Source organism: Winogradskyella psychrotolerans RS-3 (assembly GCF_000427335.1).
GTDB classification, from domain to species: domain Bacteria; phylum Bacteroidota; class Bacteroidia; order Flavobacteriales; family Flavobacteriaceae; genus Winogradskyella; species Winogradskyella psychrotolerans.
Window position 1 is genome coordinate 34,218 of sequence record NZ_ATMR01000089.1, and the last position, 24,037, is coordinate 58,254.

General features: G+C 32.8%; 20 protein-coding genes. 9 read left to right on the top strand and 11 right to left on the bottom strand.

Features of this window, described 5'->3' with window-relative positions; translation table 11 throughout:
- The first annotated feature begins 2 nt into the window (after nt 1–2).
- Both ADIWIN_RS06065 and ADIWIN_RS06070 read left to right on the top strand, forming a co-directional pair.
- Entirely contained in the window at nt 3–662 is a 660-nt protein-coding gene (locus tag ADIWIN_RS06065; protein WP_020897841.1) for an endonuclease III domain-containing protein, read from the top strand.
- Nucleotides 663–803: 141 nt separating this feature from the next.
- Complete coding sequence (locus tag ADIWIN_RS06070) at nt 804–1,355, top strand: hypothetical protein (RefSeq protein ID WP_040756647.1); 552 nt, start codon at nt 804–806, stop codon at nt 1,353–1,355.
- Between the two features lie 222 nt (nt 1,356–1,577).
- On the opposite strand, the gene ADIWIN_RS06075 is transcribed toward ADIWIN_RS06070, so the two are convergent.
- Nucleotides 1,578–2,162, bottom strand: coding sequence for an RNA polymerase sigma factor (locus ADIWIN_RS06075; protein WP_020897844.1), 585 nt, complete (start codon nt 2,160–2,162; stop codon nt 1,578–1,580).
- A gap of 315 nt (nt 2,163–2,477) precedes the next feature.
- Here ADIWIN_RS06075 and uvrA point away from each other — a divergent pair, with 315 nt between their 5' ends.
- The 3 genes from uvrA to ADIWIN_RS06090 all read left to right on the top strand — a co-directional run bounded on the left by uvrA (nt 2,478) and on the right by ADIWIN_RS06090 (nt 6,970).
- A complete protein-coding gene (gene uvrA / locus ADIWIN_RS06080; protein WP_020897845.1) occupies nt 2,478–5,267 on the top strand; it encodes an excinuclease ABC subunit UvrA in 2,790 nt (929 codons plus the stop codon).
- On the top strand, nt 5,268–5,933 hold the full coding sequence (locus tag ADIWIN_RS06085) for a hypothetical protein (RefSeq protein WP_020897846.1): 666 nt from the start codon (nt 5,268–5,270) through the stop codon (nt 5,931–5,933).
- A gap of 233 nt (nt 5,934–6,166) precedes the next feature.
- Nucleotides 6,167–6,970 (top strand): hypothetical protein, encoded by an 804-nt coding sequence (locus ADIWIN_RS06090; RefSeq protein WP_020897847.1) that lies wholly within the window; start codon nt 6,167–6,169, stop codon nt 6,968–6,970.
- Between the two features lie 81 nt (nt 6,971–7,051).
- Here the strand turns inward: ADIWIN_RS06090 and ADIWIN_RS06095 are convergent, their stop codons facing one another.
- Entirely contained in the window at nt 7,052–8,122 is a 1,071-nt protein-coding gene (locus ADIWIN_RS06095) for a DUF3667 domain-containing protein (RefSeq protein ID WP_020897848.1), read from the bottom strand.
- A 190-nt stretch (nt 8,123–8,312) separates the two neighbouring features.
- Here ADIWIN_RS06095 and ADIWIN_RS06100 point away from each other — a divergent pair, with 190 nt between their 5' ends.
- A complete protein-coding gene (locus tag ADIWIN_RS06100) occupies nt 8,313–9,554 on the top strand; it encodes a hypothetical protein (protein ID WP_020897849.1) in 1,242 nt (413 codons plus the stop codon).
- Nucleotides 9,555–9,636: 82 nt separating this feature from the next.
- Here the strand turns inward: ADIWIN_RS06100 and ADIWIN_RS06105 are convergent, their stop codons facing one another.
- The 5 genes from ADIWIN_RS06105 to ADIWIN_RS06125 form a co-directional block, all read right to left on the bottom strand.
- Nucleotides 9,637–11,094, bottom strand: coding sequence for an oligosaccharide flippase family protein (locus ADIWIN_RS06105; RefSeq protein WP_040756648.1), 1,458 nt, complete (start codon nt 11,092–11,094; stop codon nt 9,637–9,639).
- Between the two features lie 53 nt (nt 11,095–11,147).
- Nucleotides 11,148–12,434, bottom strand: coding sequence for a glycosyltransferase (locus ADIWIN_RS06110; RefSeq protein ID WP_020897851.1), 1,287 nt, complete (start codon nt 12,432–12,434; stop codon nt 11,148–11,150).
- A 33-nt stretch (nt 12,435–12,467) separates the two neighbouring features.
- Nucleotides 12,468–12,785 (bottom strand): hypothetical protein, encoded by a 318-nt coding sequence (locus tag ADIWIN_RS06115; RefSeq protein WP_040756649.1) that lies wholly within the window; start codon nt 12,783–12,785, stop codon nt 12,468–12,470.
- A 17-nt stretch (nt 12,786–12,802) separates the two neighbouring features.
- Nucleotides 12,803–15,238, bottom strand: coding sequence for a YfhO family protein (locus tag ADIWIN_RS06120; RefSeq protein WP_020897853.1), 2,436 nt, complete (start codon nt 15,236–15,238; stop codon nt 12,803–12,805).
- 86 nt (nt 15,239–15,324) lie between these two features.
- Entirely contained in the window at nt 15,325–15,597 is a 273-nt protein-coding gene (locus tag ADIWIN_RS06125) for a DUF4834 family protein (RefSeq protein WP_040756650.1), read from the bottom strand.
- A 151-nt stretch (nt 15,598–15,748) separates the two neighbouring features.
- Between ADIWIN_RS06125 and ADIWIN_RS06130 the strand changes: the two genes are divergently transcribed.
- Together ADIWIN_RS06130 and ADIWIN_RS06135 are read left to right on the top strand one after the other, a co-directional pair.
- The gene (locus ADIWIN_RS06130; protein WP_040756673.1) at nt 15,749–16,711 is read left to right on the top strand and encodes a transporter; all 963 of its coding nucleotides are present in this window, start codon (nt 15,749–15,751) and stop codon (nt 16,709–16,711) included.
- 13 nt (nt 16,712–16,724) lie between these two features.
- Nucleotides 16,725–17,843, top strand: coding sequence for a GNAT family N-acetyltransferase (locus ADIWIN_RS06135; protein ID WP_020897856.1), 1,119 nt, complete (start codon nt 16,725–16,727; stop codon nt 17,841–17,843).
- Nucleotides 17,844–17,939: 96 nt separating this feature from the next.
- On the opposite strand, the gene capB is transcribed toward ADIWIN_RS06135, so the two are convergent.
- From capB to ADIWIN_RS06150, 3 genes are all read right to left on the bottom strand, one after another.
- A complete protein-coding gene (gene capB, locus ADIWIN_RS06140; protein ID WP_020897857.1) occupies nt 17,940–19,199 on the bottom strand; it encodes a cysteate-C-fatty acyltransferase in 1,260 nt (419 codons plus the stop codon).
- Between the two features lie 243 nt (nt 19,200–19,442).
- The gene (gene capA / locus ADIWIN_RS06145) at nt 19,443–20,480 is read right to left on the bottom strand and encodes a cysteate synthase (protein WP_020897858.1); all 1,038 of its coding nucleotides are present in this window, start codon (nt 20,478–20,480) and stop codon (nt 19,443–19,445) included.
- Between the two features lie 72 nt (nt 20,481–20,552).
- Nucleotides 20,553–22,616: a S9 family peptidase gene (locus tag ADIWIN_RS06150; protein ID WP_020897859.1), complete on the bottom strand. Its 2,064-nt coding sequence runs from the start codon at nt 22,614–22,616 to the stop codon at nt 20,553–20,555.
- A gap of 74 nt (nt 22,617–22,690) precedes the next feature.
- Here ADIWIN_RS06150 and ADIWIN_RS06155 point away from each other — a divergent pair, with 74 nt between their 5' ends.
- A complete protein-coding gene (locus tag ADIWIN_RS06155) occupies nt 22,691–23,014 on the top strand; it encodes a YbaB/EbfC family nucleoid-associated protein (RefSeq protein ID WP_020897860.1) in 324 nt (107 codons plus the stop codon).
- Here the strand turns inward: ADIWIN_RS06155 and ADIWIN_RS06160 are convergent.
- Nucleotides 23,007–24,023: a threonine aldolase family protein gene (locus tag ADIWIN_RS06160; RefSeq protein ID WP_020897861.1), complete on the bottom strand. Its 1,017-nt coding sequence runs from the start codon at nt 24,021–24,023 to the stop codon at nt 23,007–23,009. The genes ADIWIN_RS06155 and ADIWIN_RS06160 overlap by 8 nt on opposite strands.
- Between the last annotated feature and the right edge of the window lie 14 nt (nt 24,024–24,037).

Genomic DNA, 24,037 nt, shown 5'->3' on the forward strand with positions numbered 1-24,037 from the left:
AAATGACTAAACAAGAAAAAGTAAATTTCGTTATAAATACATTGTATAAATTATATCCTGAAATTCCGGTTCCACTAGACCATAAGGATCCATATACATTGTTGATTGCCGTTTTAATGTCTGCGCAAAGTACAGATGTACGCGTTAATAAAATAACACCATTATTATTTGAGCGTGCAGACAACCCTTACGATATGATTAAGTTGAGTGTTGAAGAGATTAGAGAGATCATAAAACCTGTTGGCTTATCTCCTATGAAAAGCAAAGGTATTCACGGGTTATCACATATTTTAATTGACAAACATAATGGCGAAGTTCCAAAAACCTACGAAGATTTAGAGGAACTACCTGCTGTTGGACATAAGACTGCTGCTGTGGTGTTATCACAGGCCTTTGGTATACCTGCATTTCCTGTAGATACACATATTCATCGCTTAATGTACCGTTGGAATTTAACCAATGGTAAAAACGTGGTGCAAACTGAAAAAGATGCTAAACGTATATTTCCGGAAGAACTTTGGAACGACCTCCATCTTCAAATTATATGGTATGGCAGACAATATTCACCTGCTCGTGGTTGGGACTTAGAAAAAGATATTATTACGAAGACTATTGGTAGAAAATCGGTTTTGGATGACTATTATAAGAAGAAGAAGAAATAGTTTTCAGTATTCAGTGTTCAGTATTCAGTGTTCAGTATTCAGTGTTCAGTATTCAGTGTTTCGATTGTAGCTAGAACCTTCATAGAAATTAAATAGGTGCATTGGTACAATTTTTGATACCTTATCAAAAACCATCAATCAATGAAAAAACTAATCATTCTCCTTTTAGCATTTGTTGTTACTTCTTGTATTCCGGTGAAAGTTGCACCTAAATTTAAGAATCAAGATTACAAGGTAATGCTGGCTAAGAAGTTTCAAAAGAAAATGCCCAGAGAAACAGCTTTCATTTTCAAAGACTCAAAAGATGCCGAGGAATTCTACAATTACATCAATAAAAAATACAGATTAAATGATATTGATGTTGGCTACAACGTCCCTTTTCAACTCAATGGAGAAACCCTTTATTTATCTTATCATGAGGCTGAACGCACTGATAAAAAAGTAAATCTTCCGTTGGCTATGATTGATGCAAAACGAGAAAGTAATGGGAATTCACCCTTATTTGAAGGTAATTATTCAAGCAGAACAGGTCATTGGTATATCATTCTAACAGTTTATGACGAAAACATTAAAAACTGTTTAAGAGACAAACATCCTTTAAAAGAAAAGACCATTCAATATTTAAAAGACTTAAAGCAAGAATATCTTACCACTCAAAACTACGAAGAGTTGCTTTTAACAAAAAAATCCTAATGCTTTCACATCAGGATTTTTCTAATTTAGAAGCGCTTCAAACTTCAATTTATTATAATCTATAACACTTAAAGCTTTTGAGTAATTCAAAAGGAAACGTATTGTTTCATCTTTTGGTATTAGGTTATTATGCTTTGGGGAAGCATGAGAGTAAATTTTTGCCATTTTAACAATTTAAGAGTTTATATATAGCAAAAACGCACTTCTACACACTTTATTGTATTAATTAGTTAAAATGATATTGTTTTGATCGATTACTTTACGCATATTAATTAAGGCATAACGCATTCTTCCTAAAGCCGTATTGATGCTTACACCTGTACGCTCAGAGATTTCTTTAAAACTCATATCTTGGTACATTCGCATCAAAAGCACTTGTTTTTGATCTTCTGGTAATTCTTCAATAATACGTCTTACATCAGATTCTACTTGGTCTTTTATAAGTACTTTTTCAGCATTTAAGGTAGAATCGCTTAGTACTGAAAAAATACTAAATTCGCCTGTATTATCGAATTTTGGCATACGACTATTTTTTCTAAAATGATCAATAACCAAGTTATGAGCAATACGCATAACCCAAGGTAAAAATTTACCTTCTTCATTATATTTACCGCGTTTTAAATTCTTAATAACCTTAATAAAGGTATCCTGAAAAACATCTTCAGTAATATCTCTATCATAAACTTTAGAATAAATGAAACTGTAAATTTTTTGCTTATGCCTTTCTATTAAAATTGAAAGTGCATATTCATTACCATTAATATAGTTGCTGACCAACTCTGCGTCTTGGATAAGTTCTTTTTCCATAATAATTACTTTAGTTCTTAGCAGTTGCTTACTAAGTTTGGGGTTACTAGCTGTTTTCTAAAAGTAATATTATGCTATACGCAGATGTTTTTAAATTATGAATATGTTCCAAATATAACAACAATCATTCCAATTAAACAAAAAAAGGTGTAAAATTTAACATTTTATCGGATAAAGCACCCCTTTTACGGATGAAAATTAAATCTAATAATTGGCTCATATTCCCGATACGATTGCGCTAACGAATTGTAGCAGTTATCTTAATCTTTATTTTGTATTATAGTATCTTTGCAAACTTAGAGATCAAAATAACCTATGAATACTATTAATTTAGACGTTAGCCCAAAGGAAAATATCATAATTAAAGGAGCAAGACTTCACAATCTTAAAAATATTGATGTTGTTATTCCTCGAAATAAATTGGTTGTTATTACAGGTTTATCTGGTTCAGGAAAATCTAGTTTAGCGTTCGATACGCTTTATGCTGAAGGTCAAAGACGTTATGTAGAAAGTTTAAGTAGTTACGCACGTCAGTTTTTAGGACGATTAAACAAACCTAAAGTAGATTATATTAAAGGTATTGCTCCGGCAATTGCTATTGAGCAAAAAGTAAATTCTACGAATCCAAGATCGACGGTTGGTACCACCACTGAAATTTACGATTATCTAAAATTATTATTCGCCCGTATTGGAAAAACCTACTCTCCTATTTCGGGTGAAGAAGTCAAAAAACACACAGTTTCGGATGTCATTAATTATATTTCAAAATTTGATGAAGGTACCAAGCTTTTACTCTTAGCCCCTATTATCTTAGAAGAAGGACGAACCATTGAAAACAAACTTCAAACCTTACAACAACAAGGTTACGCGCGTATAAAAGTAAAAGACGAGGTTGTTAGAATTGATGATGCCTTAAAACAAACTATTAAATCTGATAAAAACCTATTTTTAGTTGTCGATAGAATTGTTTTCAAAAATGAAGAAGATTTCCTCAATCGATTGGCTGATGCTGTAGGAACTGCATTTTACGAAGGTGTTGGTACATGTATTATAGAATCTCTTTCCGACAAAAAACAAATGACCTTCAATAATAAGTTTGAAATTGATGGCATGTCGTTTTTAGAACCAAACGCGCATTTATTCAGCTTTAATAATCCTTACGGGGCTTGTCCAAAATGTGAAGGTTACGGTGATGTTATTGGTATTGATGACGATTTAGTCATTCCAAATACCGAGCTATCAGTTTTTGAAAACGCCATTTTTCCTTGGAGAGGTGATAGTATGAGTTGGTACAGAGATCAGTTGGTTAATAATTCGCATGAATTTGATTTTCCTATCCATAAACCCTATTTTCAATTAAGTGATGCCAATAAAGCCCTCATTTGGAAAGGTAATAAGTACTTTGAAGGTTTAGATACGTTCTTTTCTGAACTAGAATCGAAAGCATACAAAATTCAGAATCGTGTGATGTTATCGCGTTATCGCGGTAAAACAAAATGTAATGTTTGTAAAGGAAAACGCCTGCGTATTGAGGCGAGTTATGTAAAAATAGACAAGGCAACAATCACTGATTTAGTTGATCTGCCTATAGATGAATTAATTGTGTTTTTTGAAAAATTAAAGTTGAATGATAGTGATGCCAAAATCGCAAAACGTCTGTTAACGGAAATCAATACACGACTAGAATTTTTATCTAATGTCGGATTAAATTATTTAACCTTAAATCGAAAATCGAACACACTTTCTGGTGGAGAAAGTCAACGTATAAACTTAGCGACATCATTAGGAAGTAGCCTTGTGGGATCGATGTATATTTTAGATGAGCCAAGTATTGGCCTACATCCAAAAGATACGGAGCGTTTAATAGACGTTTTAAAATCGCTACGAGATTTAGGAAATACAGTTATCGTCGTTGAACACGATGAAGATATTATGAAAGCGGCGGATTCCATTATTGATATCGGACCAGAAGCTGGTACTCTTGGTGGTGAAGTGGTTGCTGTTGGTAATTTTGAAGAAATTCTATCGGCAGATACACTCACCGCGAAATACTTAAATGGAGACTTAGAAATTGAAGTCCCTAAAAAACGAAGAACTTCAAAATATAATATCGAAATTGTTGGTGCTCGTGAAAACAACTTAAAAAATGTAACTGTTAATTTTCCACTAGAAATGCTAACGGTTATTACAGGAGTTTCAGGTAGTGGAAAAAGTACATTGATTAAAAAAATATTATTTCCTGCCATACAGAAAAAGCTCACCGGATTTAGTGATAAAATTGGACAAGTTTCAGAAATAAAAGGCAATCATAGTAATATTCAACATGTAGAGTTTGTAGATCAGAATCCTATTGGGCGTTCGTCGCGTTCTAATCCTGTGACTTATATTAAAGCCTACGACGATATTAGAGCGCTATATGCGTCTCAAAAACTAAGTAATATCCGTAATTATGCTGCCAAGCATTTTAGTTTTAATGTCGATGGTGGACGTTGTGAAACCTGTAAAGGAGAAGGCGAAGTTACTATTGAAATGCAGTTTATGGCAGATGTGCACTTAACTTGTGATACCTGTGGTGGCAAACGCTTTAAAAAAGAAGTTTTAGAAGTTAAGTTTGAAGGTAAATCTATCGATGATATTTTAAATCTTACAATTGACGATGCCATCGATTTCTTTGAGACACACAAAGAAACCAAGATTAAAGGTAAGTTGCAACCACTTCAAGATGTTGGTCTAGGGTATGTCACTTTAGGACAATCCTCTTCTACCCTTTCTGGTGGTGAAGCGCAACGTATTAAGCTCGCTACATTTTTAGGAAAAGGAAGTAAAAGTGATAATGCGCTTTTCATATTTGATGAACCTACAACCGGACTTCATTTTCACGATATAAAGAAGCTATTAAAATCATTTCAAGCTTTAATTGCCAAAGGGCATTCTATTATTGTGATTGAACATAATATTGATTTAATAAAATGTGCCGATTATATTATAGACTTGGGTCCAGAAGGCGGAAAACATGGAGGACAACTAGTCGCGGCAGGAACACCTGAAGACATCGTAAAGAATAAAACTTCGGTAACAGGGAAATACCTTCAAGAAAAATTATAAATGGACTTACCTGAAGGTTTTCATAAAGAAGTTATAGAGGCTAGAGAAAATGTGATAAGCAATACTAATACTATAGAACCTAAAGTTTCAACCTCGCCTCTAAAACCTGGTGGAGCCAATTTTAAAACGAATGTTTTAATTCAAGCATCTCCTTCTAAATTAATTTACAAACCTTCCATTGGGGCGGCTATTTTCAGTTTTATCTTTTTAGCCGTTGGTTTGGGAGTTTTATTTTATGGCATATTTCCCTTATTTCAAGACAATTCATCATCAGATTCTATTAATTGGTTTCTAGTTATTTTTGGACTTATTTTTGCTGGTGCAGGAGGTTTTATGTTTTATATTTTTTATAAACCGAGAGTTTTCGACAAGCAACAAGGGCTTTATTACACCTCCTATGCATTCAAAGGTCATCAATCTAGAAGAAATCAATCTGAAGATTACTTACCATTACAATCAATAGTTGCCATTCAAATTATAGGAGAACACGTAAAAAGTGACGATGGTTCTTATAAAAGTTTTGAACTCAACTTAGTTTTAGATGATGCGTCTAGAAGAAACGTCGTAGATCATGGAAGCCTTAAATCTATCATTAACGATGCTGAGATGTTGAGCGAATTTCTAAATATTCCTATTTGGCATGCTGGTTCTATTAATAATTTATAGAACAATTTTCTTCACTAAGCATTCCAATTATCTATTAACATATAAAAACTACTTAAATTATATAGTTAATGTATTTCCTACTTATTTTGATGAGAATACGAGACTATATATTATCAATTTTCTTACAATAAAGTTTTAGTAACTGTTCTTATATTTTCTTCAGTTATAAATAGTTTCTTTTAGAAAAAACAGAAAATGAATGCATCAACTAAATAATTATATTTGCCCATAATATGATAGAATTTCTATTCTTAATTAAATTAATCGTAGCCATTGCATTTGTTATAGGCTTATCAGTTCTTGCAGAGAATGTAAGCCCAAAAGTTGCAGGAATTTTATCAGGTTACCCTTCTGGCTCTGCTATAACATTATTCTTTTTTGGATTAGAAGTTAATCCTGAATTTGCAGCAGAAAGTGCCGTTTATAATATGATTGGATTGAGTGCAACCTTATCCTTTGTTTATATTTATTACATAGCATCAAGGCACTTTAAAAAATATAATATTCTCTTGTCTTCTTTGTGTGCTATTATTGGCTACTTTATTATTGTTTCATTATTACAACGTATTGAAATTAATAAATACATCGCCATATTAATTCCGTTTGCATTTTCTTTTCTATACATCTATCTTTTCAAAAGTATTAAGAATATTAATATCCAGACCAAGGTAAAACTCAATTATAGAATTCTATTTGTGAGAGCCTTTTTTGCGGCCTTAATTATTTTGGTAATTACGAGTGTTCCAAAATTTGTAGGATCTACTTGGGCTGGACTTTTTTCTGCTTTCCCTACCACACTTTTTCCTTTAATGTTAATCATTCACTTTACCTATTCAAAAGAACATGTACATACGGTGATTAAAAATGTTCCGATTGGAATGTTTTCTTTAATAATTTATTCATTAACAATATCCATCGTTTACCCCTTATTTGGAATATATATAGGTACCCTTATATCATTTGGGGTAGCGACAATCTATCTCGTCGTTTACAAAAAAATAATAAGCATTATAGATAAGAGTAAACGCACCTATTAATTCACACGCTTAGTTACTGTGCGACTGTTTTATTATGTTCTAAAAAACACCCCAATACTAGTACGTTTGTTGTTTTTATAATTAATAGTACAAAAACGAAATAATTCCTAAGATGGTAAGTGAAAACGGCAATACTAGCGACATAAATAAAAAGCCAATTACCCCCGTTTTAATGAAGCTTAAAATCCAATGCTGCCTGTAAAATCTAGCTATTGCAAATACTAAGTAAAAGAAGGTTGAAAATGCAATAAGCCAGTCTATCCAATCTGGTATGTCTATTACCCATCTATTTATTGAAAACATGATACTAAATAAAGTGAACAAAAAGGAAAAATAGTAAAAACTAAACACCAAATGATGTGAATATCTACCTCTATTAAAAAAGAATAGTTTCAATAAAAGTGCAAAAAGCGGCAATAAGAAAAACATAGCTAATGGAATGCTATCTATAAAGGTTTGGTAAATCTGTCCAAGCCCCATGCTTTCATAAAACTTAAGCATTTGACTATAAAATTTTCGTTTTATAAAACCTGCATCATCGGACATTCCCATATATTTAAATATAGCTTCATCCGATGCTCCTGTCGCTATAATAGAATCCATTTCCCTTTCATTTAAAGAAAATGACGTTCCAAAGTTATTTTTAGGCACTTTAATTTTTGAGAGGGAATCTATAACTTTTAAATCATTGTCATCTAATCCTATGGTAAAGCTATTATCTCTAAGTGGTTTTAAATAGTCATTTATAGCAATAGAATCTTGAGGAATACTATCTTGGGTTACAACTTTTTCAGATCGACTCGCCAAGACTTCTTCCATGCCTTTATCTATATCTTCTCTGAATTCTCTTGAATAAAAGCTAGATAAAAAGAAAAATATAACAGCAATAAACAAATACATCTGCGCAGGATGCAAATATAGTAAGCGCTTTCCCTTAACAAATTCCTGAGCTAAATAACCAGGTTTAAACATTAGGGGAATAAAACTTTTAAAGAAACGCGCATCAAAAGAAAAATAATTACTAATGGTGTTATAAAATAACACGCCAATAGTGAGTTCGTCGTTTGCTTTTTGTCCACAATGCGGACAGAATTCAAAACTTTCGTCAAAAGGTTGTTCACAATTTTGGCAATTAACTTGATTAGGTTTCATAAGTGATGGTTAGTCTTGGCTTAAAAGTAATAAAATATACGACGTCACAGGTATTTATAAGAAGATGGGATATAACAATATTGGCAAGTTTAATTCACCGATTACCATAACACCTTATTAAACAGTAGATTATTTTTTTGGCACGTTGTTTGTTTTATACTAAACGAGTTTAATTTAAAACCCAATTATTATGAAACGAATTATATATTTATTTGCAGCTTTAGTAGCTATAAGCACAACTGCATTCGCAACCAGCACAACCACATCAGAAGCAGAAGCTTCAATTAATAACTATGTGAAAGGTTATGGTAATTCTTTCATATTTGATGAAGCCGGAATTGAATTTTCCGTTTTTGCGGATGGTCAGTTTGATTTCTATTTACCAAATTATGGCCCAGATGTAAATGTTGGAATTAACACCCCTGGTTTTAGTTTAAGTTTTAACTCTGGCTACGATTACAATCCGTATTTACAATATGATAGTTTTGGTGCTATTATTCAAATTGAAAACACACCTATCTATTATGATTATTATGGGCGTGTTAACCAAATAGGAAACATCTTTATTAACTATAACACTTTTGGTAGAATTAGTAACGTTGGCGGATTAAATGTGTATTACAGAAACAATGTGTTCTATAGATATGATGGCTATATCAATATATACAACAGATCTTATGTTTATAGACCATGGCATCAATTTTACGCTACACCACATGTTAATTTTAGTATTGTGCATGTAAATCCATACAGACAACATTATGTACCTGTAAGACATATTTATTACAGACCTTATACTAACAATGTAAGACATTATAATATTGGAAGACGTGATAATGGGTATGCCGTAAGAAGAACTACCACTACAACTAGAACACGTGTCAGTTATGCTCAAACACCAAGAAACAGTAGAGAACGTAGTATGAGAACACAAGCACAACGTAATAATACAACAATAGCAAGCACTCGATCTTCACGTTTAAGCGCAAACAATTCAACTGCTACTAGGACTACAAGTACACGAAGCACAGATGCAAGACCTACACGTTCTGCAACAAGAGTGTCAACAACTACAAGAACAGTAACACCTCGTACTAGCACTACAAGAACTAATACTAGAGTGTCAACACCAAATAGAACTCAAACGCAACGTTCTACTAGCGCAACACCTACTAGAAGTTCTAATACAAATGTGACTAGAAGCAATTCTTCTGTGTCTAACACTATAGAACGAAGAAATAGTTCATCAGTTAGAAAACCAACTGCAACTAATTCTCGTATATCTACTAAAGCAACATCACAAAGCTCAAGAAAAAGTAATGTGACGCAAAATAGAACAACGAAATCGGCTGTAAAAACAAGATCAAATTCAAGTAGTAGAACGAGCAACCAAAGTTCTACAAGGTCTAACTCAAGTCGATCTAGAGGATAAAAAGTTTTTTTGGTTGGTTAGAAGTTCCCGTATATAGTATGCCTCAAAGCGCTTTACGGGAATTTCTTTTATAATTAAGCATCTAAAGTTTTAGTCGCTTTTTTATTTGTAGCGAGATATCATCTGAGACGTTCATTTTATAAATCAACATAAAATAAATGAGGCTTATTAATCCAGATTTTAAAATGATATTAATAATTGGATGAAATGGAAAATCCCAAAAATAAAATGCTAACGATAAAACAATTAATGCTAATATAATCTTAGCTGAACCTATTGTAAACGGCAGCATATTAAATTTTCGTTTCACAAATATAATTTTGATTGTATTGTAAATGAATACGGCTAAAAAGGTAGCAAACGCAGAACCTTCAATACCATACACAGGGATAAAAACGATATTTAACACAATTGCCATAATAGCAAGTAATACTCCAAAAAATAATACCATTCTGTAGTAATCACTATTAAATAATATGGCATTGTTATTCCCCAAGCTGTTATCATATAGTTTTGCCAGACTTACAATTAAAACTACAAAAAGACCGCCTGTAAATTTCTCTGGAAGAATTTGATACAATTGATTGATGTTTAAAATAATGAGTAAAAAAATAAAACCGCTGACCACCAAAAGTGTTATAGAGCTCCTTTTGTATAAATCTTCTAAAGCGACTTTGTCCTTTTCATTAAGATATTTTGCTGTTAATGGTAACATAATTTGATGCATGGCACGTTGTGGAACAGCAATAACTGTTGCAATAAAAATAGCCACACTATAATAAGCAACTTGTTCAATATCTGGTAACATTAGCCCAATCATAAACTTATCAATATCTAAAATAAGCATCGCCACTGAACCTGCGATAATCATTAATGATGAATACTTTAATATTGAAAATTGATTTTCTAATTTCTGAAACTTTAACTTCGGAAATCTTATAGAATAGGCATATAGCTGCATAATTCCCATACGCAAGACATAAACGGCAACTAGTGCGTTAATAAATTGGGCAACTGACAACCAATCGAAATACACTGCAAAGAGTAAGAACATAATACAAACTCTGTGAAATATCTCTTTCATTAAGTTTCCAAAAACCGTTTGCATTTGCACTTTTGTCCAAGCAAAAAAGATTTCGAAATAAGCCATTGCCACAGCCAGAATAAAAATATGCCAGATATAATTTTCTACAATTTGGTTTTCGTTTGAAAGCCAATCTACAATTGAATCATAAGCAAAATAGCCTATAAAAACCGATGGAATTATAAACAATAATGGCAAAAATAGCATCAGCGTTAAAAAGCTATTGATACTGTTCTTCGTTCTAAAAGTGGAATAGAATTTTACAATGGCATTATGTACTCCAAATGCCATAAAAGGCATCATAATATTAGCCGCTGAAAGTAGAAAGGCAACTAAGCCATAGTATTGATCTGTTAAAAAATTAGTGTAAAGAAAAAGTGTATTAATAGCGCCAATACCAAAGCCCAAGTAAGTTGTAATAGTATTTTTAAATGATTGGCTTAATACAATTCCCATAGTCTAGCAAAATACAACTATAAAGCTTTAAATTCTATTACGAATTTCAAAAATTAACGCTTCAAAATTATTGCGCTTAGTTTTTGAGTCAGAGCTTTTCGACTATAAGGTTGCAAACCTATAGCATTCACTTCTAAGGTATTATTCTGATAAGCTTCGAAATAGCTTAAAAGTTGCACCTTTAATTCGGATTTCTGTTTGTAGTTAAAATAGGTTCCTGTATTTGTTGATTTAATTATTTGTTCTACATCTGAATCTTTTGGACCAATGGCTAATATAGGTGTTTCAGAAATGAGATATTCAAAAACCTTACCTGCTATAATGGCTTTAGTATCTTCTGAATCAATTTCAATTAATAGCAATAATTGTGATTTCATTTGAAACTCTAGCGCTTCATCATGACTCACATAACCCAAAACATTGATATGGTTTTTTAATCCATTTTCATGAATAGACTCAATAACATCATCACTTACCACACCTATTAATTGTAATTTGAATGCTTCTGAAAAAGCATCATTTTCTTTAATTAATTCCGAAAGGGTTTCCCATAAAACCACAGGGTTCCGTTCAGACAACAACGAACCAATATGAGATAGGGTGAACTTTTCATCCTTTCCCTCTACCCTGACTGAATGAGAATCGTAACCATTAGTAATAACAGAAATGGGGTGTTTGGTTTTGGTTAGAAATTCGTTTTTGGTATGATTACTTGTTACTATAATTTCATCTGCAGTATTGAGAACCTTTTGCTCTAAGTCGATGTGCTTTGCTTTTGAAGCATCTGTCAATTTTAAATCTTTATGATAGCCAATAGTTGTCCAAGGATCTCTAAAATCTGCTAACCATTTTACACCTAATCTTGCTTTTAATTGCAAGCCTATTAAATGCAAACTGTGAGGTGGCCCCGTAGTAATTACAGTTTCAATTTTATGTTTTTGAATATACTCTGATAAAAACAAAACTGAAGGCTGTACCCAATTTTTGCGTGCATCAGGTATAAAATAATTCCCTCTTACATAAAGCATTGTTTTTTCAATCAACGACTGCTTTTTGGCTTTAGGAATCACACCAGAACTAATTTTCTTCGACTTTCCTTTAGAAAACAAACTCGCTAAACCATAAGGTTCATTAATCGGTTGTTTTAAAATGGAAATAGTATCAGGAATTTCATTCACCAAACTTTCGTCCATAATGGGATAATTTGGATTTTCAGGACAATACACAATAGGTTGAATGTCAAACTCAGGCAAGTACTTCACAAATTTTAACCAACGCTGCACGCCTGGCCCTCCTGCTGGTGGCCAATAATAAGTTATGATTAGTACTTTTTTTTTCATCCTGAATTCCTACGAAGGTAGGAATCTAATTAATTAGTCTACTATAATTGAAATAAGTGAATCATTTTTAAATATCAAAAATGTATTATCTAAGAACAAGGTATCTACTTTTTTATCAACTCTTATATAAGCGTGATTTAGATTTAAGAAAGACTCTATTTCATTTTTATCATATAATCTTTTTGATGCTATTTCTCCTATTACATGAGTATCTGACTTTAAAAACATAAAATTTATTTTCTTAAAAGCTAACTCCACTTCTAACGAATTTGATTTACCAAATTGATAAATTGCGAGAACAATTGAGAACACAAATAAAATCCAAAAACTTTTTTTATAAGTTAACTTCATAACATGAAAGATTAATATCAATTATTCTTCCTACGCTTTACCTCATAAAACAATCCAACTAAAAGCAACAATCCTAAAACAACAGAACTCGCTAAAGCCACTTGACTTCCTGTTTTAACAACTTGTGGTTCAAACTTAAATTCTATGGTGTGATTTCCTTTAGGTAATTCTAATGCTCTTAACACATAATTCACTCTTAAGTGAGGTACTAATTTACCATCAATGTAAGCATTCCAACCTTGAGCGTAATAGACCTCAGAAAACACCGCTAGACCTTCATTGCTATTATTAGATTCGTATTTTAAATAATTTGGCTTGAATTCCTTTAACTGAACAGAAGCTATAGAATCAACTTGATAGTTTGTTTTTAAATTATGTTCTGCCTGAACCGTTTGTTCTAAAACAGCTATCGTCTTTGTATCTAAACTATCTAAAGCTACGATTTCTTGATTAGCATCTGTAACGACCTTAAGTTTAGAAACAAACCAAGCATTACCGTTCGCGTCTGTATTGGTATAAGGAAAAATCTGTCCTTGCTCTTCTGCAATAATGTATTTTGTATTAAGCATGTTGAGGACATTCATGTTGTTTTTATACACATAAAATTCTAACAACTCATTAACACGACCTAACTTAGCCGCATGATAACCAAATAACGAATTATGAAAATAGGCAGACCTTGCAGGTTTACGCTGTCCTTCACTAGACATATCTAAAACTCTAAAATGACCTTTATCATTTAAGATTTCTAAATCAGCATTAGTTGGTTGGTAAGGTTTATCTACTTTTAAGGCAGATACAAAATTATCATTATTAACGTATTCTCTATCTACCGTAACTAAATCAAAAAGAATTAACACAGCGAATACCACCACGACTAAATTTTCGGACAGTTTCTTTTTTAAGAACATAAAAATAGTTCCTGCTGAAAGCAATACTAAAACCAAAGCTCTCAATGTATCTGCAGTCATTAACGCTTTACGGTCTTCAATTACAGCATCAACAAAAGGTTGTCCATACGCTCCAATATATTGGTCATCTCTAAAACTTTCAAAATCAAATAGAAAAGATTTAAATACTAAAAAGATTAAAGCTAAACCTGCTGTGATTGCAACTGAATATTTTAAGGCTTTTAGTTTTTCTTCATCTTTCTGAAAGTCATTAAATAAACGAACTAAAGCCATAATTCCTAAAACAGGACTACATAATTCTAAAATAACTTGGATAGAACTTACGGCTCTAAACTTATTATACAACGGCACATAATCGATAAAGAAATCGGTTAAAAAACCTAGATTTTTTCCGTAAGATAAAAACAAGGATAACAGCGTTCCGCCAACTAGCCACCATTTTAATCTGCCTTTTACTAAAAACAAACCTAAAACAAAAAGGAAAATAATTACAGCACCTACATATGCTGGTGCTTCAACTATGGTCTGATCTCCCCAATACATTGGTGCATTTCTTGCTCCATCTAATGCATCAATTGGAGAAGCCCCTAAATTAATATAAGCTTTATAGGTTTCAGAATCTTTACCTACATCTTCAGAATTTCCTCCTCCCATAAATTTTGGAATAAAGAGATTGAAAGATTCTAAAATACCATAGCTGTATTCTGTAATATATTCCCTGCTTAATCCTGACGTTACTTCTTTAGGAGATCCATCAACATTTATAGTTAAATCACTTTTTCCACGTGTGCTTTCTTTCACATACTCTTGGGTTGCCATGATATTTGTAGCGTTTAATCCAACAGCTAAAAATGCAGCTACAGAAAGTAATCCTACAGACTTAAAGAAATGTGGTAATTGTTGTTTTTTGTAAGCATCGACGAGATAAGCCAATCCTAAAACTAAAACCAATAAAAGGAGATAATACGTCATCTGAAAATGATTCGTTACAATCTCTAATCCTAAAGCAATAGTTGTTAAGAAAAATCCGAGTATATATTTCTTCCGAAAAGTGAGAACAATACCTGCCAAAACCAAAGGCATATAGGCTATTGCATGTGCTTTAGAGTTATGACCAACACCAAGTATAATAATGAGGTATGTTGAAAATCCAAAAGCTAATGCTCCTAATGCAGCGAGTTTAAAATCAACTTTTAGCGACAACAGTAAAATGTAAAACCCTATAAAATACAGGAACAGATAATCTGCTGGCCTTGGTAAGAATCGTAAGGTTAAATCGAGTTTTTTAATATAATTGTGCGGATATTTTGCTCCTAATTGATAGGTTGGCATACCACCAAACGCACTATTGGTCCAATAGGTTTCTTCTCCTGTGGTTTTGGCAAACTCTTTTTGTTGTTCTGCCATACCAATGTAGTGCATAATATCACTTTGATTGATTTTTTTACCTTGTAAAACAGGACTAAAATAAGCTAAAGATAGTGCTACAAATCCTAATAAAATTAAGACATGTGGCAATAAACGTTTTATAGAAAATGACATGAGAATGCTTTAAGTTGAATGATTCTGAAAAGTAGTTATTTTTTTTGAAACATCATTAGAGTTTCCTCTATGTACAAAAAAATTGATTAATCAATTTCTTCGTAATCAATATATTCACCCACTTTTTGGTTAGAAGAACCATTATTGTTCGGCATTTTATCGATTACGGTTTCACCTTCCTTTTGCTTTTGTTCCTGTCTTTGTTGATTTGGATTTTGGGATCCACCAAATTGGCCTCCAAATTTTTCTTCAGCTTTCTTGGCTACAAACTTCAACAATAAAGGCGCAAAAAGACGTGCTAATATCTTAAAGCCAAAGTAAACAAGTAAAATAATTAGTATAGTTCTCAGTAATCCCATGGACTAAGCTTGTTGTATGATAAACATGTTATAATATTCAAAAATACAATTATACTCATTTATAATCCGATATTATTCCTTAAAAAAACTATAAAATATCTATATTTGACTTCAATCTACAATAGACCGAATGGTTTTAAATCCATATATAATGCGAATACTCAAATCAATACTTGTTTTAATTCTTGCCTTTAGTTTTAATTCTACCTACGCTCAATATACTGAAGTAATTAACTCTAATCGTCCTGGTGTGTCAAAAAGCGCCTTTTCTGTTGGAACTGGAGTTGTACAATTTGAAACTGGTGCCTATACCGTTAAAGAAGAGCATGCACTTGCCAATTATGAAGTTTCAGGGTTTGGTCTTGATTTTGCGTTGAGATATGGCTTATTTTTTGAAGAACTAGAATTATCTCTAGATGGCATTTATCAAAGTGATAATATTACCTATAATAATGCAACAATTCCCGTTGAAGACAAACGCTCTAATTTTAAAAATTTCACTTTAGGAGCAAAATATTTAGTTTATGATCCTTATAAAAATGCAGGAGAAGAAAAGCCTAATTTATACAGCTACCACGCTAACAATAAGTTTAGCTGGAAATCTTTAATCCCTGCAGTTTCTGTTTATGTTGGTGCTAATTTTGACGCTAAAGACAATCCTTACACTGCACCAGACATTGAAGGATTTAGTCCAAAAGTAATGCTTGCTACACAGAACAATTTTAATGGAGGTTGGGTTTTTGTAATGAACTTAATTAAAGATAGAATTGGAACAGACCAATCTGATTTTCAATATATTTTTACACTAACGCATTCCTTCACACCACAATGGGTTGTCTTTGGAGAAGCGCAAGGTATTGATAGTGATTTCTATGCTGATAATATTTTTAGATTTGGAGGTGCTTACCTTTGGACTAAAAACTTTCAGTTAGATGCTAATCTTGCCTTTAATACTAAAGACACACCAACTGTTCTAAATATTGCTTTCGGAGCTTCGTATCGCTTAGATTTCCATCAAGATAAAAAGATAGATAACGGTAATGGCAATGACGGTGATTTCAAAAAAAGAAGAAAAAGGAAAAGAAAACAAATGATTTCGATTCTTAATTTATAGCGTTCCTAACTACATGATAACAATTAAAGAAGCCATATCAAAAAAGGACTTAAAAGCATTTGTTCGGTTCCCTTTTAAAATTTACGAAGATTCTAAATATTGGGTACCTCCTATTATAAAACAAGAGTTAGAAACCTTTAACAAAGACAAAAACCCAATCTTTAAAGATGCTGAAGCTCGATTTTTCTTGGCTTATCAATCGGGAAAAGTTGTGGGTAGAATTGCTGCCATTATCAATTGGCTTGAAGTTGATAAACAAGGCATAAAGAAAATGCGTTTTGGTTGGTTTGATTTTATTGACGATTTAGAAGTCAGCAAAGCGTTATTAAACACCATTGAAGATATTGGAAGAGAACAGCAATTAAGTTATGCTGAAGGCCCTGTGGGTTTTTCTAATTTAGATAAAGTCGGTGTTATGACCGAAGGTTTTGACCAATTAGGAACAATGATTACGTGGTACAATCATCCGTACTATATTGACCATTATAAAGAGCATGGGTACGTTATTGAAAAAGAATACTCAGAAAATAAATTCCCTTTTGAAAACGTAAAACCAGAATTCTTTAAAAAGGCGCAAGAACTTATTAAACGTCGTTATAAGTTAAGAGCGCTTAAGCTTACAAAAACTGAAGAAGTAATGCCTTATGCAGATCGTATGTTTGATTTGTTTAATGAGAGTTATTCCTCTTTATCCTCTTTTGTTGAAATTACAGATATTCAGAAAGAATATTTTAAAAAGAAGTTTATCAGTTTTATTAATCCGGAATACATCAAATTTGTCGTGGATGAGCATGATAAATTAGTTGGTTTTGCGGTTGTTATGCCAAGATTTGCACAAGCTTTACAAAAAGCAAACGGGAAATTATTCCCCTTTGGATTTACACATATACTAAAAGCTAAGAAGCACAGTAAAGATGTTATTTTTTATTTAATAGGCATTCATCCAGACTATCAAAATAAAGGTGTTCATGCCGTAATCTTCAACGAGTATTACGAAACGTTTAGAGAAAAAGGAATAGAAACCTGCTACAGAACACCTGAGCTTGAAGATAATGTTGCGATAAAACAAATATGGAAACATTTTGACCCTAAAGTATATGCGCGACGCAAAACATTGCGAAAGAACTTATAGAGATTAATTGTTGGTTGTTGGTTGTTGGTTGTTGGAATAAAAAAACGATCATCACTTTTAAGCGATGACCGTTTTTTATATTATTAAATGAATTAATTATTCACCCATTGCAGCAATTAAAGCTGCTGACATTCTTTTATAAGTACCGTTTACTAAACGTTCTCTAATAGCATCGAAAGCATCTAATGTTTCTTTTACATCTACTAATGTATGTGTAGCCGTCGGAATCATTCTTAATAAAATTAACCCTTTAGGAATTACAGGATAAACGACTATAGAACAAAATATTCCGTAATTTTCTCGTAAGTCTCTTACTAAAGCCATTGCTTCAGGAATGCTTCCTTTTAGATATACCGGAGTTACACAACTTTGTGTTGTTCCAATATCAAAACCACGCTCTTTTAAACCTGATTGTAAAGCATCAACTATTGTCCAAAGATTCGCTTTAAGTTCTGGCATTGTACGCAACATATCTAAACGTTTTAATGCACCAACAACAAGTTGCATTTGTAAAGACTTAGCGAACATTTGAGAACGTAAATTATATTTTAAATAATCTATAATTTCTTTATCAGCTGCAATAAAAGCACCTGTACTTGCCATAGATTTTGCAAAAGTTGCAAAATAGACATCGATGTCATCTTGAACTCCTTGCTCTTCTCCTGCTCCAGCACCTGTAGCACCCAAAGTACCAAATCCGTGAGCATCATCAACAAAAAATCTAAAATTAAATCTTTTCTTAAGCTCAACAATTTCTTTTAAACGGCCTTGCTCTCCTCGCATTCCGAAGACACCTTCAGAAATAACGAGAATCCCTCCACCTGTTTGCTCTGCCATTTTTGTAGCACGCTCAAGATTTTTCTCTAAGCTTGCAATATCGTTGTGCTTATAAGTAAAACGTTTACCCATATGCAGACGTACACCATCAATAATACAAGCGTGCGCATCAACATCGTAAACAATAATATCATCTTTAGCTACCAAAGCATCAATGGTAGACACCATACCTTGATATCCGAAATTTAATAAGTATGCAGCCTCTTTATTAACAAAAGCAGCTAATTCGTTTTGTAATTGCTCATGTAAATCTGTGTGACCAGACATCATACGCGCTCCCATAGGGTATGCCGAACCGTACTTAACACCAGCTTCTCCATCTACTTTTCGAACTTCTGGGTGATTTGCTAAACCCAAGTAATCATTGATACTCCAAGTAATAACATCTTTCCCTTGAAACTTCATTCTATTAGAGATTTCACCTTCAAGCTTTGGAAACACAAAATATCCTTCAGCCTGAGCTGCCCATTTTCCAAGTGGTCCTTTATCTTTATAAATCTTTGCAAATAAATCCTTCATGCACGCATACTTTGATATTAACTATTAATTCTATGTTTATAAAACATAAAATCAACGGTTAATAATTGTTAATTTATCTAGTTAGTGTCTGCAAAATTAGGTAATAATATTATGAATGCATAATTTATTTAGTGAAGTATTCACAAGTTATAAACCACTTTATTCAACCTATTTTACTTAATTATTCTGCAAAAAAAAGCCTATTACAAGTTTGGCAATAGGCATATCTTTTTTTATTATAATCTATTTTATGTACTCTATAGTTGCTTGTACAGCGCTTTTAGCATCAAAAAAGCCTTGATCTTCCATCCATTTATCATTATAGACTTTACTCATATAACGCGATCCATGATCTGGAAAAATCACTACAATTTTATCCGTTGGTTTAAATTCACCTTCTTCCTGCAACTGTTTAATTGCTTGCATTGCTGCGCCACTTGTGTACCCTACAAAAAGACCTTCCGTATTTGCAATTTCTCTTGCCGTATGTGCACTTTCTTCATCTGTAACCTTGATAAACTTATCAATTAGATCAAAGTCCGTAGCAGTAGGAATCAAATTTTTACCTAAACCTTCAATTCTGTATGGATAAATTTCTTTATCATCAAATTCACGTGTTTCGTGATAGCTCTTTAAAACAGAACCATAAGCATCAACACCAATAACTTTTACATTTGGGTTTTGCTCTTTTAAATACTTTGAGATTCCAGAAATTGTTCCTCCTGTTCCACTACAAGCAATTAGGTGTGTAATTTCACCTCCCGTCTGATCCCAAATTTCTGGACCAGTAGAGCTGTAATGTGCTTCAATATTTAATTGATTAAAATATTGATTGATATAAATAGAACCTTTATTCTCTTCGTGTAAGCGTTTTGCTACTTCGTAATAAGAACGAGGATCATCTGCTTTTACATGTGCGGGACAAACGTAAACTTTTGCTCCCATAGACTTTAACATATCTATTTTATCTGCAGATGACTTAGAGCTTACTGCCAAAATACATTCGTAACCTTTAATAATACTAACCATAGCAATACTAAACCCTGTGTTACCAGAAGTCGTTTCTATAATTGTATCACCAGGAGTCAAAATACCTCGACGCTCAGCTTCTTCTATAATATGTAATGCAATTCTGTCTTTTGAAGAATGACCTGGATTAAACGCTTCTACTTTGGCATAAAACTCACCATCGAAGTCAGCAGTCATTCTATTTAATTTGATTAAGGGCGTGTTACCTATTAGTTGTAACACATTATCAAATACATTTTTGTTTTGCTTCATAAATAAAATTTTTCAGTAACTAATCAAATTATTAGACACCTAAAACCTCGCAAAAATAACATTTTTTTTGATTTAACTCGAAATTCCTTCTAAATCAAGTAAAAATGCAAACTCTTCCGCGTCTTCTTTTAAGCTTTCAAAACGTCCAGATGCTCCACCATGGCCAGCATCCATATTCGTTTTTAAATACAATTTATTAGTGTCTATTTTTAAGTCTCTAAGTTTGGCTACCCATTTTGCTGGCTCCCAATACTGCACTTGCGAATCGTGCAGTCCGGTTGTAATCAGCATATTAGGATACGCCTTCGCTTCAACATTATCGTAAGGCGAATACGATTTTATATAATCATAATAGAGTTTGTCATTCGGATTTCCCCATTCATCATATTCTCCAGTGGTTAACGGAATAGAATCATCTAACATCGTCGTAATAACATCTACAAAAGGCACCGCTGCAATGATACCGTTGTATAATTCTGGCGCTGTGTTAATAATTGCCCCCATTAATAAACCTCCTGCACTGCCTCCCATAGCATATAAATGTTGAGAAGAGGTGTAACGCTCTTTTATTAAATGCACCGAACAGGCTATAAAATCTGAAAATGTATTTTTCTTGTTTAATAACTTTCCATTTTCATACCAATCACGACCTAGATATTCTCCTCCTCTAATATGAGTAATGACATAAATAAATCCACGATCTAACAAACTTAATCTTATGGTAGAAAAATAAGGATCCATTGTAGAACCATAACTTCCATAAGCATATTGTAATAATGGATTTGTTCCATCTTTTTTAATGCCTTTACGATATACAACAGACATTGGGATTTTAGTGCCATCTTCAGCAGTTGCCCAAATACGTTCTGAGATGTAATTGTCTTTATCGAAATTCTTATCTAAAACCTCTTGCTCCTTTAATACAATTTTAGTTTTCGTACGCATATTAAACTCAATAACCGAAGACGGAGTGGTCATGGCATTATAGCCATAACGTAATATTTCGGTATCAAAATCTACATTGGTGCCTGTATATGCGGTATATGTTTCATTATCAAAAGGCAAATAGTAATCTTCACTTCCGTCCCAACGTTTTATTCGTATTTCATTTAATCCATTTCTGCGTTCGCTAACCACTAAATAGTCTTTAAAGATATCGATACCTTCTAATAAAACATCATTTCTATGTGCAACAACTTCAGTCCAATTTTCTATTTCTGTATCAGATTCTGGCGTTTTCATTAATTTGAAATTGATAGCCTTATCTTTATTGGTGAGAATATAAAAATGATTATCGTAATGTGAAATACTATATTCTAAACCTCTTATTCGTGGTTGAAAAACCTGAAACCTACCTTCAGGATTATCCGCATCTAGAATATGATATTCATTCGTTAGCGTGCTATAACACGCAATAATGATATACTTTCTAGATTTTGATTTGTAGACTGCTGCGCCAAACGTATCATCTCCTTCTTCAAAAACAAGTTCATCTTCAGAATTGTCTCCTAAGCGATGTTTATAAACTTGAAATGCTCGTAAAGTCACCTCATCCTTTTTGGTATAAAATAAAGTAGCATTATCATTTGCCCAGCTTGAAGAACCAGTGGTACTTTCTATTCTGTCGGAAGCGACGACATGTGTTTCTAAGTCTTTAACGTAGATATTATAATTACGTCGTCCTGTGTTATCAATTCCGTAAGACACTAATTTATTATCCGGACTAATACTAATACCTGCCAATTTAAAATAACTTTCACCTTCAGCCATGACGTTACAATCAAATAACAGTTCTTCAGGATTATCTAAACTGTCTTTTTTACGTGTATAGATAGGGTAATCTTTTCCTTTTTCAAATTTGGTGATATACCAATAGCCATTGTATTTATAAGGTACAGACGAATCATCTTCTTTTATTCTGGCTTTCATTTCATCAAATAAATCTGATTGAAAATCCTTTGTATGAGCCATTTCAGAATCGCAATATGCGTTTTCAGCATTCAGATAATCAATCACTTCTGGGTGCTCTCTGTCTTTCATCCAAAAATAATTATCAATTCGCACATCTCCATGATTTTCTAATTGATGTGGAATTTTCTTGGCAATAGGTGGATGTATATCCGATTTTTTTATCATTTGTTAAGGAAATTTAGTCCAAAAGGAGGCGCAATTTAGTAATTTTGCATCGTATAAATTTAAAAGACAAGAATATGTTTGGAGATATGATGGGAATGATGGGCAAATTAAAAGACGCTCAAAAGAAAGTTGAAGCAACAAAAGAACGATTACATACCGTTTTAATTGACGAAGCAAGTACTGACAATAAATTAAAAGTAACGATTACTGCCAATAGAACTATTAAATCTATTGATATTGCTGATGAATTACTTCAAGATAAAGATATGCTTGAAGATTATTTAATCCTCACACTAAATAAAGCTATTGATAAAGCAACTAATGTCCACGAAACAGAAGTTGCAGCTGTTGCTAAAGAAGGTATGCCAAATATTCCTGGAATGGATATGTTTAAATAGATTTTAGCTCACTTAAAAGTTTGTCATGCATTTGGGTTGTATAATCCAAATGTGTGACCATTCTAAGTTTATTACTTCCCATTCCTATAATATGGATATTCTTTTCTTTTAAGTTATTCAGGAATTGTGCTTCATCCACACCATCATTTAATTCGAAAATGACAATATTGGTCTCAATAGGTTCTACTTTTCTAATTATGGATAATTTAGATAACTCTGCTCCTATTTCTTTTGCTCTTTTATGATCGTCTGCCAGTCGTTCAATATTATTATCTAAAGCATACAAACCAGCAGCAGCCAAATAGCCAACCTGTCGCATATTACCTCCAAAAAGTTTTCTTAAACTCAAGGATTTTTTCATAATCTCTGCATCACCTATCAACACAGAACCAATTGGGCAGCCTAAGCCTTTGCTCAAACAAACTGAAACCGTATCGAAAAGCTGACCATATTGCATCGTCGTTTCATTTTTAGCAACCATAGCATTCCATAAACGCGCTCCATCTAAATGAAAACCTAGATTATTAGTTTTACAGACGTTTTTAATGTTTTCTAATTCCTCAAAATCCCAACACGCTCCTCCACCTTTATTTGTGGTGTTTTCTACCTCAACTAAACTGGTTTGACTGTAATAGTACGCCGAAGGGTTAATGGCTTCTTTTACTTGTTCTGCCGTAAACATACCACGATGACCATCTATGAGTTTACAAGACGCTCCACTATGAAAAGCCACTCCCCCTACTTCATAATTATAGATGTGTGCGTATTTATCGCAAATCACCTGTTCCCCTGGATTGGTGTGTAACTTTATAGCGATTTGGTTCGCCATACTTCCTGATGGAAAAAACAATGCTTTTTGTTTGCCAAATAGCTTTGCTAAACGTTCTTCTAATTCATTAACTGTAGGATCTTCTCTAAAAACATCATCTCCAACTTGGGCAGACATCATAGCATCTAACATGCCTTTTGATGGTTTTGTAACGGTATCACTTCTTAAGTCTATTATCATATATATTTCCCATG